Here is a 17,587-nt window from a genome sequence, read left to right on the forward strand (position 1 = left end):
GCCAAAAGACATAGGTTCCGCGCGATTTCAAGATGGTCCGGTTTTATGTCTGCCGGCTGCGAGGGGAGCATTGCAGATGAATTCATACGTGAATACGGCAGTGGGGGCGCTGCTAGGGACGATTTTCGTTCTGATGACGGTCTCCATCGCGTCGGAGGGAATCTTTCATTCCGAGAAGCCGGAGAAGGAAGGCTTCGCAATCGTTGCGGAAGAAGCATCAGCCGCTGGCGGTGGTGAGGCCGCACCGGCCGCAGCCGTTCCGATCGCGCAATTGCTCGCCAAGGCCGATGCGAAGGCTGGCGAGGCTGTGTTCAAGAAGTGTCAGGCCTGTCATGACGGCACTAAAGGGGGACCGAACAAGGTCGGGCCGAACCTCTTTGGTGTCGTAGATCGTCCGATAGCCTCGCATGAAGGCTTCGCCTACTCTTCGGCCATGAAGGACTTCTCCAAGGGTGGCAGCGAGAAGTGGACGTTCGACCACTTGAGCCACTTCCTCGCAGCTCCGAAGAAGTACGTTGCCGGCACGGCGATGGGCTTCGCCGGCCTGCCGAAGGACGCGGACCGCGCCAATGTCATCCTTTACCTGCACACGCTGGCCGATTCGCCGGTTCCGCTGCCGGACCCGAATGCGCCGGATTCGGCTACGCAGTAAGCTTTACAGCATCATGAAAATGACGGGAGCCCGGCCACAAGCCGGGCTTTTTGTTTGTCACGGCCCAAGCAGATAGGCCCAGAAGGATACGGAAATCGCACCGAGCGCGGTCGTCACCGTTATCGTGGATGCGGCGAGGCCATGACCGACGCCGAAGCGATTGGCGATCAGCCACGCATTGACGCCCGTCGGGACAGACGAAATCAACACGAGCGCGGCCGTCCAGTCGCTCGCGAGCCCCACAAGATGGCTCGCGGTCCAGACACAGGCAGGCAGCAGCAGCAGCTTGAAAGCGGAGGTGACGCTGGCAATTCCGACATTGCCGGAGATGCCGTATTTCTGCAGCGCCATGCCAAGCGAGATGAGGGCGACCGGACCGGCCACTCCTGCGATCTGGTTCACGATCATCTCGACCGGCCCCGGCATTGTCAGCCCCAACATATGCATGACCGCGCCGCCTGCGAGCCCAATCACCAGCGGATTGCGGATCAGGTTCTGCACAATTTGCCGGATGACTTTGGCGATGCTCCGCTCGTGCCCGCCAGCAATCTTATGCTCGGCCCGCTCCATCAGGATCGTGCCGATGATCATCATCACCGGCAGATGGATTGCAATCAGGATCGAAAGCGGCACAAGCCCCTTGTCTCCAACGGTTCGTTGCACGAGAGGCAGGCCGATGAAGATCGTGTTGGCGAAGGCCGACGAAACACCTGCCAGAACGCCGATACGGTCGTCGCGCCCGAAGAAACGCGTCGCAGCAATGTGAGCAGCAAACCATGTGACCGCAACGCCGGAGAAATAGGCGATCCAGAGCCGAAAGGGCGACGCCCCGTGAAAATCAGCCTGCGCAATCGTGCGGAAGAGCAAGAGCGGAACGGCAATCTTGAAGACGAATTCGCTCAGCGCATCACCGATCTCGGCTTTCATCAATCCCGATTTGACGATCAGCCAGCCGATCAGGATCATGATGAAGATGGGAAGCACGTCGAAAATGATGGCTGACATCGGAAAGCGGCGCCTTGCATGCTGATAGCAAAGGTCTAACAGCAAATCGGCGGGCCTGACAAACGTGAATGACGCCAAAGGCTTATCGCAAGGACAAAAAAAGCGGGCCATGCCCGCTTTTCCGCATCCGGTCCTGCCGGATAGCCGGTCTGCAAAGCTGCCAGTTCATCCGTGGTCAGCGTCGCTCCGGTATCGTCGAAGGGCATCATCCCTTCTCAATTGGCTGCAGCGTAGACGCTGCATATGCCAATCTCGTTGACGCCGTTATAGCCATCCAAAATGACAGGTGCATGACGTGGCCAGGGCATTTTTGCGAAGAGAAGAGCGGCGGAACTGGCATTTCTGCTTCCCATGCGGTGAAAATTCGCTAAGACCGACTACCGGCTATCACCAAAACCGGGACCTTCCCTTTCATGACCAAATTCGACGTTCTGACTGTCGGCAACGCTATCGTTGATATCATTGCGCGTTGCGACGACCAGTTCCTCATCGATCACAAGATCACCAAGGCAGCGATGAACCTGATCGATGCCGAGCGCGCCGAGCTGCTTTACGCCCATATGGGACCTGCACTCGAAGCGTCGGGCGGCAGCGCCGGCAACACGGCCGCCGGTGTCGCGAGCTTCGGTGGCAAGGCCGCTTATTTCGGCAAGGTTGCGGAAGACCAGCTGGGCGAGATCTTCGCGCACGACATCCGGGCGCAGGGCGTTCACTACCAGACGACGGCGAAGGGCAAGTTCCCGCCGACGGCACGCTCGATGATCTTCGTGACGGAAGACGGCGAGCGCTCGATGAATACTTATCTCGGCGCCTGCGTCGAGCTCGGGCCGGAAGACGTCGAGCCCGACGTCGTTGCCCAGTCCAAGGTCACCTATTTCGAAGGCTATCTCTGGGATCCGCCGCGGGCCAAGGAAGCGATCCGCGATTGCGCTCGCATTGCCCACGAGAACGGTCGCGAAATGTCGATGACACTGTCGGACAGCTTCTGCGTCGACCGCTATCGCGGCGAATTTCTGGAGCTGATGCGTTCCGGCACGGTCGATATCGTATTCGCCAACCGTCAGGAAGCGCTGGCGCTCTACGAAACCGATGATTTCGAGCAGGCGCTCGTCAGCATCGCCAAGGACTGCAAGATCGCAGCTGTCACGATGAGCGAAGACGGTGCCGTCATTCTCAAGGGAAGCGAGCGCTACTACGTCGATGCGATCGAGATCCGCGAGCTCGTTGATACCACAGGTGCCGGCGATCTCTTCGCGGCCGGCTTCCTTTACGGCTACACTCAGGGCCGGACTCTGGAAGACTGCGGCAAGCTCGGTTGCCTCGCCGCCGGCATCGTGATCCAGCAGATCGGCCCACGGCCGATGGTGTCGCTTGCTGACGCCGGGAAGAAGGCAAGCCTTACTTGAAGGCTTCGCCTGGATAGGCGCCCCAAATTTCCGACTGCGCCACCCAACCTTCGGCGCCGTCGGTCTTGGCGAAGCACCAGTCACCGTTGCATTCGCCGATGTTCATCATCACACCCGGCTCGAGCTTGGCAACCACGCTTGCCGACGACAGCGCCTCGCGGCGCATGTTGACGAAGACGCCCTTGCCTTTGCCCTTCATCCACGGCGCCGCGATCGCGGCGCGTGTGCCTGAGAGCAGCGACTGATTGACCCAGCCCTCGGTGCCATCGGCATCGCGAACCTGCCGCCAGTTATCGTATTCCTGGATGATCTCGACTGGCAGACCGGCCTTCAGGTACATCCATGAGGCCGCATAGTCGGTCCCGGGACCGATGCGCAGATTGACGCGCTTGGACTTCAGCGTGACGAACCGCGGCAGCGGCAGGCCACTTGGACCCTTTGCCGCCTGGGCGTGGCCCAGATCGGCGGTTCCCGCCGAAAGCACAAAACCGATCGCGAGGGCGAGGCATGATTTCAGGACTGTGCTACGCATGGGGACTTCCGTTCGCTCGAATTCAGGGCAGTTCTGCTGCCTGATTTCCGGACTTCGACATTCGGACGCACGCTGGACGAGTTTTGTTTGTCTTCGCGCACGGGTCTGGTAGAAATTGCCCGGAACGGGAAAATTATCCCGCGTCTTGGTTAAGGACCTCTGAACAAGGCAGCCCCGGCAGCATGACGACGAAGAAAAAACCGAAGGTCTACATCACACGCAAATTGCCGGATGCGGTCGAGACGCGCATGCGCGAACTCTTCGATGCCGAACTCAATATCGATGATACACCGCGCTCCGTGCCCGAACTCTCGGCAGCCATGAAAACGGCCGACGTGCTGGTTCCGACGGTTACCGACCGGATCGATGCCGCCCTGATCGAAGAAGCAGGGCCGCAACTCAAGCTCATAGCCAGCTTCTCGAACGGCACGGATCACATCGATGTCGAGGCTGCTGCCCGCAAGGGGATCACGGTCACCAACACGCCGAACGTCCTGACCGAAGATACTGCCGACATGAACATGGCGCTCATTCTTGCCGTGCCGAGACGTCTCGGCGAAGGTGCGCGTGTACTGACCGACCATCCCGGCGAATGGGCCGGCTGGTCGCCGACCTGGATGCTGGGCCGCCGCATTCACGGCAAGCGCATCGGGATCGTCGGCATGGGCCGCATCGGCACCGCGGTCGCCCGCCGCGCGAAGGCTTTCGGCCTTTCGATCCACTATCACAATCGCAAGCGCGTCAGCCCGGCCACGGAAGACGAACTCGAGGCGACCTATTGGGAAAGCCTCGACCAGATGCTTGCCCGCGTCGATATCGTCTCCGTGAACTGCCCGTCGACGCCCGCGACGTTCCACCTTCTGTCGGCGCGGCGCCTGGCGCTGCTGCAACCGACAGCCTACCTCGTGAACACCGCCCGCGGCGACGTGATCGACGAAGCAGCACTGATCAAGAGCCTGCGCGAAGGCAGGCTTGCTGGCGCCGGGCTCGATGTGTTCGAGAACGAACCGGCGGTCAATCCAAAGCTGATAAAGCTCGCCAACGAGGGCAAGGTCGTGCTGCTGCCGCACATGAGCTCGGCAACGATCGAGGGCCGCATCGATATGGGCGAGAAGGTGATCATCAATATCCGCGCCTTCATCGACGGCCATCGTCCACCGAACCGGGTGTTGCCGGGCCGCTAGGCCGGAAGCATCTTGCGCATCTCGATCGATGTCGTCCTGGCAAAGCCCGCATGGGAGTTTTCCGCTGTCTTGGCAAAGCCCCAGTGCGCGAAGGTGGCGTGATTTTCGACGAGCTCGATTCGCGTCTCAAGCCGCAGCGTCGATAGCTTCAGGGACCGCGCCGTCTCTTCGGCAACCTCCAGCAACCGCCTGCCGATGCCCTGCCCCTGTGCGTCGGGCCTGATGGCGAGCTTGCCGATATAGAGGCAATCAGTTTCCGGCCGAAGAAAGATGCAGCCGACCAGCATCTCACCCTCCAGCGCCAGAAAGGCAATCTCGGCTTGCGCCTTCGTTGCAAGCGAGGACGGGGTCAAGGCGATCGCGGATGACGGCGGATCGATCCGACAGTTCATGTAGGCGAACGACGAGAGGATCAGCGCCAGCAGATCATCCCAACGATCGAAGCCGGAATCGATGCGCCGGATATTCATGACGCCTGGTTTTGTTTCGGACGCCGGCGCCTGTAGCGGATGGTATCGAAACGCGCCGACATCGCGTCGTAAAGCAACAGGCGACCGACCAGGGGCTCGCCGGTGCCGGTGACAAGCTTGATCGCCTCCATCGCCATCAATGTGCCGATGACGCCGGTCAGCGCGCCGATGACACCGGTTTCGGCGCATACCGGAATGAGACCGGCTGGCGGCTTTTCCGGGAAAAGATCGCGATAGCTCGGATTCAGCGTTCCATCCGGCCCGGTCTCGTAGGGCTTCACGACCGTGACCGAGCCATCGAAGCGGCCGACGGCACCGGTCACAAGCGGGATCCGCGCCGCTTCGGCCGCATCGGCAGCCGTATAGCGCGTGTCGAAATTGTCCGAGCCATCGATCAGAAGGTCGAAGCCGGAAAGGTGACGTCTGGCCGACTCTGCCGAGAAGCGCTCTTCGAATCGGATCACCTTCACATGCGGGTTCAGCCTGGCGATCGCGAAGGCAGCACTTTCCGTCTTCAACTCGCCGATCGTGCCGGAATCGTGGATCACCTGGCGCTGCAGATTGGAAAGCGACACCCGGTCGTCGTCTGCAATACCGACGGTGCCGACGCCGGCAGCCGCGAGATACTGAAGGACAGGCGCTCCGAGGCCACCCGCGCCGATGACCAGAACACGCGCTGCTTTCAGCTTCTGCTGCCCTGCGCCGCCGATTTCAGGAAGCAGGATATGACGCTGGTATCGTGCGATCTCTTCAGGGCTCAAGGGTTCCATGGGCGCGATGCTAACATGGCTTTCGTGAACAGGAAAAGCCGGATCCGTCATTCGAAAACCTTTCCATCGGCAACGGTGAAACACTGCGCCCGGTCACCGAGGGCAGAAAACATGCTGCGATCCGTGCCGGTCATGAAGGCCTGACCGCCCAATGCATCGATGAGGTCGAACAGGGCTGCGCGCCGTCCTTCGTCGAGATGCGCTGCGATTTCATCCAGCAGCAGGATCGGGGCATGGCCGGTCAGATTGGCGACGAGGCGCGCATGGGCGAGGATGAGACCTACCAGCAGCGCCTTCTGTTCTCCGGTCGAGCAGCGGGCGGCATCCATCTGCTTGTCGCGGTGGCGGACCAAGAGATCGACGCGGTGCGGACCGTCGAGCGTGCGACCGGCAGCGGCATCGCGATACCGGCTTTCCGCCAGCATCGCCGCATATTCATCCTCGAGGTCGACGGCGGGCCGACCAAACTGTCCATCCATGAAGCCGGAGAGTTCAAGCGAGGCGGATGGGAACGGAGAGGTTTCCCGGGCCTCGTCGATAAGCCGGGCAAGAAGGCCGAGCATTTCCTGACGCGCCAAGGCCATGGCGATGCCGAGGCTCGCCATCTGCTCCTCGATGCCGGCAAGCCAGGACGGGTCGAAGCGCCGCTCGTCAAGCAGCTTGTTGCGGCTGCGCATGGCACGCTCGAAATCACTGGCGCGACGGCCATGGGCCGGGTCAAGCGACAGCACGAGACGGTCGAGAAAGCGTCGGCGATCGGATGATCCGCCAGTGAACAGGCCGTCCATGGAAGGCGTCAACCAGAGCAGGCGCAGATGGTCGGTCAGCTCATCGGCCGTCTTCGCCGGCGTTCCATTGATGCGCAGCCGGCGCGTGGCGGTGTCATCGGTGGTTTCGACACCGGTACCGATCTCCACTTCGCCTTCCATGCCTTCGACCTCGGCAAAGATCGAGAAGCCGGCAGCGGCGCCAACGCGCGTGATATCCGCATAGGTGGCGCGACGCAGACCACGTCCCGGTGAAAGCAGGGAGACCGCCTCCATGAGATTCGTTTTCCCGGCACCGTTGTCGCCAGTCAGCACGACATGCCGACAGTCAAGCGGCAGCGTGACCGACGCGTAATTGCGAAAGTCAGTCAGCTTCAGGCGAGACAATGAGACCTTGTGCGGCATGCTTTATCCGGATTCTTGACCGCAGAGAGCTAAGCCGTGGGGCTGCGGATGGCAAGAAAGTTATTTCCGATCCCGCCATTGCCCCATCCTGCGATAAGTCTATATTCGCCTTATAGAATTGCTCGCGACTGCAGTTCCAAGCCGAGCATATCAAACGCCATACGTGCTTTGCCAATGGCCATTCGCGTTTCCTGACCACGGATGTGCTGCCAGCAAGACGCTGAATGACAAGAGATGCCGGGTCGAGCCCGGCTTTTTGTTTTGCCGACCACAACCATTCGTCTTAACCGCCGCCGAAAGGATAAAATTTTGCAAGTTCTCGTCAGAGACAACAATGTCGATCAAGCACTTCGCGTGCTTAAGAAGAAGATGCAACGTGAAGGCCTGTTCCGCGAAATCAAGGCGCGTAGCGCCTACGAAAAGCCATCGGAGAAGCGCGCGCGCGAAAAGGCGGAAGCAATTCGCCGCCAGCGCAAGCTTGCGCGCAAGAAGCTTCAGCGCGAGGGTCTTCTGCCTATGCCGAAGAAGCTCGTACGTGCCCGCTGATCCCGGCGCCTAACCTTTTGACTATGCGATCTTCGCGCCCAGAAAGGGACAAGCGGTGACAAGCTCCAATAGTGAACCCTCCAATGCCGGCAGGCTTTCTGCGCGCGACAAAGCCGACGCGACCGATCAGGCCGCGCGGGAAATTGTGGCCGCAGAGGCCAAGGCGAGGGAAAAGAAGACCGAAATGCTCAAAGCGCTGCGCTTGCAACAAACCGCGACCGATGGCGCGGAAGCTCCGCCAAAGCGCGCGAAGGCAAGCCGCACCAAGACGTAGAGCCCTGTTCTCAGAACCAATTAATGGCGATCCATGTCGCCATTGGGCTTAAACCATTGCCGGCTCGCGCCTAAATGGGATACGGATGGATTGCGACGCCCGGGAGCGGACGATGAATACTGAGATACAGGGGCGAGCCGCCCACGTGGCGGCAATACGCGAGCGTGCCGAGGCCGACATGAGGGCGATGGGCGTCGATGCGGCGTTTATCGATCTGCTGGTCGAGACATTCTATGCACGCGTGCTCAAGCACCCCGTTCTCGGCCCGGTGTTCGATGCCAAGCTTTCAGGACGCTGGCCGGAACACATGGCAAAGATGAAGAGCTTCTGGTCGTCCGTCGCCTTCCGCAGCGGCGCCTATGGCGGCAAGCCTGTGCAGGCCCATACCGGCGTTGCCGATCTGACGCCGGCGCTTTTTCCGCAATGGCTGGCCTTGTTTTCGGACACGCTCGACGACATCGCGCCGAATGCCGAAGCGAAAGCCTGGTTCATGGCGACCGCTGAACGGATCGCCAAGAGCCTGACGCTATCGCTGTTCTACAATCCGGCGATGGACGATCCGCAGCGCAAACCGGCCTGAGCTGTGCTCAGGCAACCCGCTTGTAGAAGAAGGTCGAGGCGCAAAAGCCGCCTTCCGGCCAGAGCGCATAATCCGGAATGACGCCAACACGTTCCCAACCGAGACGCGGGTAAATCGCTTCGGCATCGCTGCCCGTTGCGGTATCCAGCACGAGAATCGTCTTGCCACGGCTCGCAGCCTCTCGTTCCGCGGCATCCATCAGCAGACGCGCCAATCCCTTGCCTCGGGCAGACCGATTGACGAGCAGCTTCTTCAGGTCGGCGCGATGCGGCTGGTTCGGCATCTGGGCCGCACCGATCTGGACGGTACCGACAACCTTTCCCTCCAGTTCCGCGACGAATAGCAAAGTGGCGCCGGCCGCGACTGCGTCCGCAACGCCCTGCCAATACGGCTCCGCGTCCCCTACCCCATAGGGCTGCATGAAGCCGACGGATGCGCCGCCGTTGACGCAATCGACGAGCACGTCGCAAAGGTCTGGAATGGCCGCGCGGGCTTGCGCCGCATCGAGAAGGCGAATGGTGGTCATGGTCTACTCCTGGGATGAAATTAGCGCCCGCGCCGATCAAGCACGACGCAGTAACGTGCCGGCGTATTGCCGGGATTGTGAAAAACGTGGCCTTCGGACACGGGCATGAACAGGCAATCGCCGGGCAGGAGACGGTAAACCGTTTCCCCCGCCGTCATCTCCATCTCGCCATCAAAGAGCCAGATGTGCTGGGTCATACCGCTGCTTGCGGCGTGCGGCGGAAAACTGACGCGCGCCCCGGGCGGAAACTCGACGTCAACGATATCGACATCCGAGCCGGTACCCGGCGGCGAAACAGAGCGGCGCATGTAACCCGTCTCCGGGTCGCGCCAGACCTGCTGGTCCTGGCGGCGAGCCAGCGGCGACGCCTCTCCCTTTTCGGCAAAGAAGGCGGAAAGCGAGAGGCCGAGGGCCGCGCAGATCCGCGCCAGCAAGGAGGCCGTCGGGCTGGCCTCGCCGCGCTCGATGCGCGAGATCATTGCCCGGCTAACGCCGGAAGCATTCGCAAGATCGTCCAGCGTCAGGCTCTTGTCCATCCTGAGGCCGCGGATGCGAATGCCGATCGCCGTTTCAAGTTCCTGTTCCATCATCGTGTCCGTCATTTCCACTATAATAGAAATGCATAGTCCGATGCTGGAATCAAGCCCAATCTTTTCGGCGGCGCCATCGCGATTTATCGTAAACGAAACGCTGCTTTTCCGCTTTGCTGCAAGGGGATGCGCTGCTATATGGCGCGGATGAGCACCAATCCGACAACTCCGCTTTCCCATATCCGCAACTTCTCGATCGTGGCCCACATCGACCACGGCAAATCGACCCTTGCTGATCGCCTGATCCAATCGACCGGCGGCCTTGCCGAGCGCGAGATGTCCGAACAGGTGCTCGACAACATGGATATCGAGCGTGAGCGCGGCATTACCATCAAGGCCCAGACCGTTCGCCTGCACTACAAGGCGAAGAATGGCGAAACCTATATTCTGAACCTGATCGACACCCCCGGGCACGTCGACTTTGCCTACGAGGTCTCCCGGTCGCTCTCGGCTTGCGAAGGTTCGCTGCTGGTCGTGGACGCGTCGCAGGGCGTGGAAGCTCAGACGCTGGCCAACGTCTATCAGGCGATCGACAACAACCACGAGCTTGTCACCGTCCTCAATAAGATCGACCTGCCGGCGGCCGAACCGGACCGCATCAAGGAACAGATCGAGGAAGTGATCGGCATCGACGCCTCCGAAGCGGTCCTGATTTCAGCGAAGACCGGCCTCGGTATCCCCGATGTCCTGGAAGCGATTGTCGAGAAGCTGCCGGCTCCGAAGAGCCCCGGCGGCGAAAAGGCACCGCTGAAGGCGCTGCTCGTGGACAGCTGGTACGATACCTATCTCGGCGTCATGGTTCTCGTGCGCATCATCGACGGCGTGCTGTCCAAGGGCCAGACGATCCGCATGATGGGGACCGATGCCAAGTATCAGGTGGAACGCGTTGGCGTGCTGACGCCGAAGATGGTCAATGTCGACAGCCTCGGTCCGGGCGAAATCGGCTTCATCACGGCCTCCATCAAGGAAGTTGCCGATACGCGCGTCGGCGATACAATTACCGAGGACAAGCGTCCGACGGCTGAAGCCCTGCCCGGTTTCAAGCCGGCGCAACCGGTCGTCTTCTGTGGCCTCTTCCCCGTTGATGCCGCGGACTTCGAAGACCTGCGCGCCGCAATGGGCAAGCTTCGCCTCAACGACGCCTCCTTCTCCTTCGAGATGGAATCGTCCGCGGCGCTCGGCTTCGGCTTCCGCTGCGGCTTTCTCGGCCTCCTGCACCTCGAAATCATCCAGGAACGCCTGGAGCGCGAATTCGATCTCGACCTGATCGCCACCGCACCTTCCGTCGTCTACCAGCTGACGATGACCGACGGCAGCCAGCGCGAACTGCACAACCCGGCAGACATGCCCGACGTCGTCAAGATCGACGAGATCCGCGAACCGTGGATCAAGGCGACGATCATGACGCCGGACGATTACCTCGGCGGTATTCTCAAGCTCTGCCAGGATCGCCGCGGCATCCAGACCGAACTCACCTATGTCGGCACCCGCGCGCTGGTCACATACGAGCTGCCGCTCAACGAAGTCGTCTTCGACTTCTACGATCGGCTGAAGTCGATCTCGAAGGGCTATGCCTCGTTCGACTACCACCTCGAAGGTTACCGTGAAGGCAATCTCGTCAAGCTGTCGATCCTCGTCAACGGCGAGCCGGTTGATGCGCTCTCCATGCTCGTCCACCGCGCGTCGGCCGAAAAGCGCGGTCGCGATATGTGCGAACGGCTTAAGGACCTGATTCCGAAGCACATGTTCAAGATCCCGATCCAGGCCGCGATCGGAGGCAACGTCATTGCCCGCGAAACCATCTCGGCTCTGCGCAAGGACGTGACGGCCAAGTGCTACGGCGGCGACGCCAGCCGCAAGCGCAAACTTCTGGACAAGCAGAAGGAAGGCAAGAAGCGCATGCGCCAGTTCGGCAAGGTGGAGATTCCGCAGGAAGCCTTCATCGCCGCGCTCAAGATGGGCGACGAGTAGCAACATTCATTCCGCCCGGTCGTGCAAGCGCATGGCCGGGCCGAATTTTATGGGCTGCCTCAGCTGCAGGCCATGTATTCCTTCACCAGCCCCTCATAGGCATCCATCTCCGGAAGAGCCTCATAGCTGTGGACCGCGCCGGTCTCGGCAAAGGCCAGCTTCTCACGCGTCCACGTCTCGATGAAAGGCGCGAACCAGCGCGGATCGTCGAGCATCGTGGGACGAAGGTTGACGAACCAGTCCATTCCTTCCGGCCGGGTAAACATCCAGGTCATGCAGTGCGAGCAGAAATAGTGGCGCGAGGCGCCGTGCAGCCCGCCTATGACAGGCTCGCCGTAGGTTACTTCGAACCCCTCCGCAGGGATGGCAGCGCTCAGCGAATATGCGCTTGACGACATCTTCTGGCAGCCGGTGCAATGGCACGCCATGGTCAGCAGCGGTTTGGCCGTGATCTTCAACCGTACCTGACCGCAGCGGCATCCACCTTCCCAAGGCGGGTTTTGGTCGCTCATTGTCATCTCCTTGATTGTCAAAACCAATCTAGGCGCGAATGGGCGAGTGTCAAATCGCGACATTCAAAGGGGGTTGCAACGGCATTTCTTTTCGCTAGGCTGCTCATTGACCTGAACGTAACAGGTCAAGCACGGGAACAAACGACTAAAAAAAGCGAAAAGCTGGGAAAGGTGGCCCCCATCATGAACTTCCTTACGAAAAAAATTCTAGCGACGGCAGTGTTTGGTTCGCTGCTCGCCGTTTCCGCGCACGCGGCGACCCTGAACATCCACAATGGTGGTGATCCGCAGTCGCTCGATCCACAGAAGCTCTCGAGCGACTATGAGAACCGCATCGCGGGTGACATTTTCGAGGGGCTAGTAACGGAAGACGCGAAGGACGACCCGATCCCTGGACAGGCCGCAAGCTGGACAGTTTCGGACGACGGCAAGGTCTATACCTTCAAGCTGCGCGACGGAATCAAATGGTCTGATGGCCAGCCTGTGACGGCCGGCGACTTCGTCTTCGCTTTCCAGCGCCTCCTCGATCCGAAGAACGCAGCCGAATATGCCTATCTGCAGTTCACCATCAAGAACGCGGAAAAGATCAACAAGGGCGAAATCACGGATTTCAGCCAGCTCGGCGTCAAGGCGATCGACGACAAGACGCTCGAAATCACGCTAGAGAACGCGACCCCTTATTTTATCAATTCGCTGATGCACTACACGGCCTATCCGCTGCCGAAGCACGTTGTCGAGGCGAAGGGCAATGATTGGGTGAAGATCGGGAACATCGTTACCAATGGCCCTTACAAGCCGACCGAGTGGATCCCGGGTGCATCTGTCACGACAGTCAAGAACGACCAGTATTATGGCACCAAGGATCTGAAGATCGACGGCGTCAAGTTCTTCACCCTGGAGGATCAGGAAGCCGCCTTGAAGCGCTACCGCGCCGGCGAATTCGATATCATGACGGACTTCCCGACCGACCAGTACGAATGGATGAAGAAGAACCTGCCCGGGCAGGCGCATGTCACGCCGTTTCTCGCCAGCTACTACTACGTGCTGAATGCTCAGAAGCCGCCGTTCAACGACAAGCGCGTGCGCCAGGCGCTTTCCATGGCCGTGAACCGTGAAGTGATCGGACCGAAGATCCTCGGCACGGGTGAACTGCCGGCTTATTCCTGGGTGCCGCCGGGCACGGCAAACTATGGCGAGCCCGCCTATGTGAGCTGGAAGGACATGCCCTACAAGGAAAAGGTGGAAGAGGCGAAGAAGCTCCTGAAGGAAGCAGGTTTCGGCCCTGACCACCCGCTGAAAGCTCAGCTGCGGTACAACACCAACGACAATCACAAGCGCGTCGCCGTCGCGATCGCCTCCATGTGGAAGCCGCTTGGCGTCCAGATCGAGCTCTACAACACCGAGACGAAGGTGCATTACGACGAAATGCAACATGGTCAGGTTGAGATCGGCCGAGCCGGCTGGATCGCCGACTACAACGACCCTGACAATTTCCTGGGCCTCCTCGTCTCCGGCGTTTCCATGAACTACGGTCGCTGGAGCAACGCCGACTACGACAAGCTGGTCAAGGAAGCGAACGCTCAGACTGACCTGAAGAAGCGCGCCGAGATATTCAAGAAGGCGGAGCAGCTGGCACTCGATGACAGCGCCGCGATCCCGCTCTACTACTACGTCTCGAAGAACGTGGTGTCACCGAAGGTCCAGGGCTTCCAGGACAATATCCAGGACATCCACCGCACGCGCTGGCTGTCTGTCAAAGAATAGGGATATCGGCCCTTCCTCCGCCTGAGGGAAGGGCCGGTCCGCGCCCATGATCAAATACGCACTCCGTCGCCTGCTCTCGACGATTCCGGTCCTATGGATCGCCGTGACGCTCAGCTTCTTTGTCTTGCGCCTTGCCCCCGGCGGCCCATTCGATGGCGAACGGCCATTGCCGCCGGTGATTCTGAAAAACCTTGCAGCCCACTACAATCTCGACAAGCCGCTGATCGAGCAGTACCTCATCTACATGTTCGATGTGCTGAAGGGCGACCTCGGTCCCTCCTTCGCCAATCAGGATTTCACCGTTACCCAGCAGCTCCTGCTAGGCCTGCCCTACACTTTCACCATCGGCGGCGCCGCCTTTATCCTTTCGATCGTGATCGGTGTATTCGTCGGCTGTCTCGGGGCGCTTTATCAGAATAAAGCGCCCGATTATCTGCTCGGTCTCCTCATTCTCATCGGTCTGGTCCTTCCGAACTTCCTGATTGCGCCGATCCTGCAGCTGATCTTCGGCATCCATCTCGGCTGGCTGCCGGTTGGTGGATGGGGGGATGGTTCCATCCGCTATCTGATCATACCGGTCGTGGTCCTGGCCCTGCCGCATGCGGGCCGTATCTCGCGCATGACCCGTGGATCGATGATCGAAGTTATGGGGCAGAACTATATCCGCACGGCCAAAGCCAAGGGGATCGGTCCGCGGCTCACCGTCATGCGACATGCGCTGAAGCCAGCCATGATGCCGGTGGTGTCCTATCTCGGGCCGGCCGCAAGCTATCTTCTCACCGGCTCGCTGGTTGTCGAAAGCATCTTCGGATTGCCCGGTATCGGCCGCTATTTCATCAACGCGGCACTGAACCGCGACTACGGCATGGTTCTCGGAACGGTGATCTTCTACATGGTGCTGATCGTCGTTCTGAATCTCCTTGTCGACATCGCCTATGCGTGGCTCGACCCGAAAGTGAGAAGCCGATGATCCTCAATCCTGCAAAGCGTGAGCTGCTTGCGGCCGAACTTCTTGAAGCCGAAGGACTGACCCACAAGAGTCGATCGCTGACCGGCGATGCGTTGCGTCGCCTGTCGCGCAACAAGGCAGCGGTGGTCGCCATTGCTGTTCTGCTCTGTCTCATTCTCGCGGCCTTCATCGGACCGTATCTGATCCCCTTCGACTACGAGGAGCCGGATTGGGAAGCATTCCGGATGGCGCCCGACTTCGCGAGCGGCCACTATTTCGGAACAGATCCAAACGGCCGCGACCTGCTGGCCCGCGTTCTGTACGGCACACGAGTTTCACTTGCGGTGGCGGCCACGGCAACGCTGGTCTCCGTCGTCATTGGCGTGCTCTACGGCGCCGTTTCGGGCTATATCGGCGGCAGGCTGGATGCCATCATGATGCGCTTCGTCGATATCATGTACGCGCTGCCCTACATTCTGTTCGTCATTCTGCTGATGGTCATCTTCGGCCGTAACGTCTATCTGCTGTTCGCGGCGATCGGGGCGCTGGAGTGGCTGACGATGGCGCGCATCGTGCGCGGGCAGACCCTGTCGATCAAGCAGCGCGAATTCATCGAGGCAGCACGCGCCTCCGGCCAAAGGCCGTTCAAGATCATTCTCAAGCATATCATTCCGAACCTTATCGGTCCGGTCGTGATCTTTGCGGCGCTTACCGTCCCCGAGATCATCGCAACGGAGAGCTTTCTCTCTTATCTCGGCTTCGGGGTCCAGGAGCCATTGACCTCTCTCGGCACACTGATCGCCGAAGGCACCGATGCCATGGAAAGCATGCCCTGGCTGCTGATCTTCCCCGCCTGTTTCCTCGTTGCCCTGCTGATGAGCTTGCTGTTCATCGGCGACGGCCTGCGCGATGCGTTCGACCCGAAGGATCGCTGACGATGCACACTGACCCAAAGAGCGACACGCTGCTGGAACTCAAGGACTACTCGATCACCTTCCGAACGCCGGATGGCGAGGTGAAGGCGGTGTCCAGCATGAACCTCTCGATCAAGCGCGGCGAGCGGATCGCGATCGTCGGCGAATCCGGTTCCGGCAAGAGCCAGACCTTTCTCGGCGTCATGGGGCTCCTTGCAAGAAACGGCAGGACCACGGGCCAGGCTCTCCTGGAAGGCAGGGACGTCCTCTCGCTGAAATCGCGCGAACTCGACCACGTCCGCGGCAAGGACATGGCCATGGTCTTCCAGGATCCCATGACTGCGCTGAACCCTTCGCTCAAGATCTCACGGCAGCTGACGGAGCAGCTGGAGGTCCATCGCGGCTTTACCGCACGCGCCGCTTCCGCCGAAGCGCTCGATATGCTGAAGCGGGTCGGGATTCCCGACCCGGCGCGGCGCTTCAATCTTTACCCCCACGAGCTTTCGGGGGGGATGCGCCAGCGCATCGTCATCGCTATGGCCTTGCTCACCAAGCCGAAGCTCTTGATTGCGGACGAGCCGACGACGGCGCTCGACGTCACCATCCAAGCGCAAATCCTCGATCTCTTCAACGACCTGACGGCCGAGATGAATACGGCACTGGTCATGATCACGCACGATCTCGGGGTGGTCGCGGGTTTGGCCGACCGCGTCGCGGTCATGTACGCGGGCCGGATTGTCGAGGAGGCACCGGTTGACGAGCTGTTCGACAATCCGGCGCACCCCTATACCGCAGCACTGCATGCCTCCATTCCGCGGCCGGACCAGGACGTTGACCAGCTGGCCGTCATTCCCGGCCGGCCGCCGAACCTGCAGCACCTGCCAAAGGGCTGCAGCTTCTCGCCGCGCTGTCCGATGGTCCAGGATGACTGCATCGAAGCTGCTCCGCCTCTCGAAACGCTGGCGCCGCGCCATGCCGCCGCCTGCTTCCATGCATTCCCCCGCCTCGAGGAGGTCCTGAACCATGGCTGAGCGCTCCCTTCTCAGGGTCGAGAATCTGACGACACAGTTCGAGCTTCCCTCAAAGAGCTTTTTCAAACCGCCATTGATCCTGACGGCGGTCAATGACGTCAGCTTTGATCTCGCCGAGGGCCGGACGCTCGGTATCGTCGGCGAGTCCGGCTGCGGCAAATCCACGCTCGGGCGCTCGATCCTGAGGCTGCTGAAGTCACACAAGGGCCGCATCCTCTGGCAAGGCCGCAACCTGCTCGACCTGACCGAGGAGGAGATGCGCGCCACGCGCCGCGACATGCAGATCATTTTTCAGGATCCGATCGCCTCGCTCGATCCACGCATGACGGTTGGCGATATCATCGCCGAGCCGCTGACCGTCTTCGAGCCGAAGCTCACAAAGACACAACGGACCGAGCGGGTGCAGGAGATTATGGGAGCGGTGGGTCTCGTCCCGGAAATGATCAACCGCTATCCGCACGAATTCTCCGGCGGGCAGGCACAACGCATCGGTATCGCTCGCGCCGTGGTAACCAAGCCCAAGCTGATCATCTGCGACGAGCCGGTTTCGGCCCTCGACGTGTCGATCCAGGGCCAGGTGATCACACTGCTGCGCAAGCTTCGGAAGGAGTTTGGGCTCACGTTGATCTTCATCAGCCATGACTTATCGGTTGTCCGCTTGATTTCGGACGATGTGCTTGTTCTTTATCTTGGGAAGGTTGTAGAGTCTGGGGCCTGTGCGCGTGTGTTCGACCATCCG

The 17,587-nt window shown here is 60.5% G+C and carries 20 protein-coding genes; 12 read left to right on the plus strand and 8 right to left on the minus strand.

Annotated elements, in window-relative coordinates:
• Positions 1-76 precede the first annotated feature (76 nt).
• Complete coding sequence (locus QTL94_RS04580) at positions 77-652, plus strand: c-type cytochrome (protein WP_065691514.1); 576 nt, start codon at positions 77-79, stop codon at positions 650-652.
• 57 nt (positions 653-709) lie between these two features.
• Here QTL94_RS04580 and QTL94_RS04585 read toward each other — a convergent pair whose 3' ends face one another.
• Positions 710-1,657 (minus strand): AEC family transporter, encoded by a 948-nt coding sequence (locus tag QTL94_RS04585; protein WP_289800741.1) that lies wholly within the window; start codon positions 1,655-1,657, stop codon positions 710-712.
• 413 nt (positions 1,658-2,070) lie between these two features.
• Here QTL94_RS04585 and QTL94_RS04590 point away from each other — a divergent pair, with 413 nt between their 5' ends.
• On the plus strand, positions 2,071-3,063 hold the full coding sequence (locus tag QTL94_RS04590; RefSeq protein ID WP_065691516.1) for an adenosine kinase: 993 nt from the start codon (positions 2,071-2,073) through the stop codon (positions 3,061-3,063).
• On the opposite strand, the gene QTL94_RS04595 is transcribed toward QTL94_RS04590, so the two are convergent.
• Positions 3,056-3,595: an SH3 domain-containing protein gene (locus tag QTL94_RS04595; RefSeq protein ID WP_065691517.1), complete on the minus strand. Its 540-nt coding sequence runs from the start codon at positions 3,593-3,595 to the stop codon at positions 3,056-3,058. The genes QTL94_RS04590 and QTL94_RS04595 overlap by 8 nt on opposite strands.
• Before the next feature lie 182 nt (positions 3,596-3,777).
• On the opposite strand from QTL94_RS04595, the gene QTL94_RS04600 reads away from it, so the two are divergent.
• Positions 3,778-4,779, plus strand: coding sequence for a 2-hydroxyacid dehydrogenase (locus tag QTL94_RS04600; RefSeq protein WP_289800742.1), 1,002 nt, complete (start codon positions 3,778-3,780; stop codon positions 4,777-4,779).
• On the opposite strand, the gene QTL94_RS04605 is transcribed toward QTL94_RS04600, so the two are convergent.
• Genes QTL94_RS04605 through recF form a run of 3 tightly spaced genes read right to left on the minus strand, consistent with a single transcriptional unit; the run spans position 4,776 to position 7,191 of the window.
• A complete protein-coding gene (locus tag QTL94_RS04605) occupies positions 4,776-5,249 on the minus strand; it encodes a GNAT family N-acetyltransferase (RefSeq protein WP_289800743.1) in 474 nt (157 codons plus the stop codon). The genes QTL94_RS04600 and QTL94_RS04605 overlap by 4 nt on opposite strands.
• On the minus strand, positions 5,246-6,070 hold the full coding sequence (locus tag QTL94_RS04610) for a molybdopterin-synthase adenylyltransferase MoeB (protein WP_289800744.1): 825 nt from the start codon (positions 6,068-6,070) through the stop codon (positions 5,246-5,248). Before QTL94_RS04610 ends, QTL94_RS04605 begins: the two co-directional genes overlap by 4 nt.
• Positions 6,067-7,191 (minus strand): DNA replication/repair protein RecF, encoded by a 1,125-nt coding sequence (gene recF / locus QTL94_RS04615; RefSeq protein WP_289800745.1) that lies wholly within the window; start codon positions 7,189-7,191, stop codon positions 6,067-6,069. Before recF ends, QTL94_RS04610 begins: the two co-directional genes overlap by 4 nt.
• 309 nt (positions 7,192-7,500) lie before the next feature.
• Between recF and rpsU the strand changes: the two genes are divergently transcribed.
• The 3 genes from rpsU to QTL94_RS04630 all read left to right on the plus strand — a co-directional run bounded on the left by rpsU (position 7,501) and on the right by QTL94_RS04630 (position 8,591).
• Complete coding sequence (gene rpsU / locus QTL94_RS04620) at positions 7,501-7,737, plus strand: 30S ribosomal protein S21 (protein WP_065691522.1); 237 nt, start codon at positions 7,501-7,503, stop codon at positions 7,735-7,737.
• Between the two features lie 55 nt (positions 7,738-7,792).
• Positions 7,793-8,011 (plus strand): hypothetical protein, encoded by a 219-nt coding sequence (locus QTL94_RS04625; RefSeq protein WP_113520638.1) that lies wholly within the window; start codon positions 7,793-7,795, stop codon positions 8,009-8,011.
• Between the two features lie 112 nt (positions 8,012-8,123).
• Positions 8,124-8,591: a group III truncated hemoglobin gene (locus QTL94_RS04630; protein ID WP_289800746.1), complete on the plus strand. Its 468-nt coding sequence runs from the start codon at positions 8,124-8,126 to the stop codon at positions 8,589-8,591.
• Between the two features lie 7 nt (positions 8,592-8,598).
• Here QTL94_RS04630 and QTL94_RS04635 read toward each other — a convergent pair whose 3' ends face one another.
• Together QTL94_RS04635 and QTL94_RS04640 are read right to left on the minus strand one after the other, a co-directional pair.
• Entirely contained in the window at positions 8,599-9,117 is a 519-nt protein-coding gene (locus tag QTL94_RS04635) for a GNAT family N-acetyltransferase (RefSeq protein WP_289800747.1), read from the minus strand.
• A gap of 20 nt (positions 9,118-9,137) precedes the next feature.
• Entirely contained in the window at positions 9,138-9,704 is a 567-nt protein-coding gene (locus QTL94_RS04640; protein ID WP_289800748.1) for a helix-turn-helix domain-containing protein, read from the minus strand.
• A 141-nt stretch (positions 9,705-9,845) separates the two neighbouring features.
• Here QTL94_RS04640 and lepA point away from each other — a divergent pair, with 141 nt between their 5' ends.
• Positions 9,846-11,678: a translation elongation factor 4 gene (gene lepA / locus QTL94_RS04645; RefSeq protein ID WP_065691540.1), complete on the plus strand. Its 1,833-nt coding sequence runs from the start codon at positions 9,846-9,848 to the stop codon at positions 11,676-11,678.
• 59 nt (positions 11,679-11,737) lie between these two features.
• Here lepA and QTL94_RS04650 read toward each other — a convergent pair whose 3' ends face one another.
• Positions 11,738-12,190, minus strand: a complete 453-nt coding sequence (locus QTL94_RS04650; RefSeq protein ID WP_289800749.1) for a GFA family protein — start codon at positions 12,188-12,190, stop codon at positions 11,738-11,740.
• Positions 12,191-12,373: 183 nt separating this feature from the next.
• Between QTL94_RS04650 and QTL94_RS04655 the strand changes: the two genes are divergently transcribed.
• From QTL94_RS04655 to QTL94_RS04675, 5 genes are all read left to right on the plus strand, one after another.
• A complete protein-coding gene (locus QTL94_RS04655) occupies positions 12,374-13,954 on the plus strand; it encodes a peptide ABC transporter substrate-binding protein (protein ID WP_289800750.1) in 1,581 nt (526 codons plus the stop codon).
• Positions 13,955-14,000: 46 nt separating this feature from the next.
• Entirely contained in the window at positions 14,001-14,924 is a 924-nt protein-coding gene (locus QTL94_RS04660) for an ABC transporter permease subunit (protein ID WP_289800751.1), read from the plus strand.
• Positions 14,921-15,838, plus strand: coding sequence for an ABC transporter permease (locus tag QTL94_RS04665; RefSeq protein ID WP_289800752.1), 918 nt, complete (start codon positions 14,921-14,923; stop codon positions 15,836-15,838). The genes QTL94_RS04660 and QTL94_RS04665 overlap by 4 nt, the downstream gene beginning before the upstream one ends.
• Before the next feature lie 2 nt (positions 15,839-15,840).
• Positions 15,841-16,848 carry an ABC transporter ATP-binding protein gene (locus QTL94_RS04670; protein WP_289800753.1) on the plus strand — a complete coding sequence of 336 codons (1,008 nt, stop codon included), beginning with the start codon at positions 15,841-15,843 and terminating at the stop codon, positions 16,846-16,848.
• Positions 16,841-17,587: ATP-binding cassette domain-containing protein (locus tag QTL94_RS04675; RefSeq protein ID WP_289800754.1), on the plus strand; the 747-nt coding region annotated here is incomplete at its 3' end. The genes QTL94_RS04670 and QTL94_RS04675, both read left to right, overlap by 8 nt.

The organism is Rhizobium sp. S96, from assembly GCF_030382195.1.
In the GTDB taxonomy this organism is placed as follows: Bacteria; Pseudomonadota; Alphaproteobacteria; order Rhizobiales; family Rhizobiaceae; genus Rhizobium.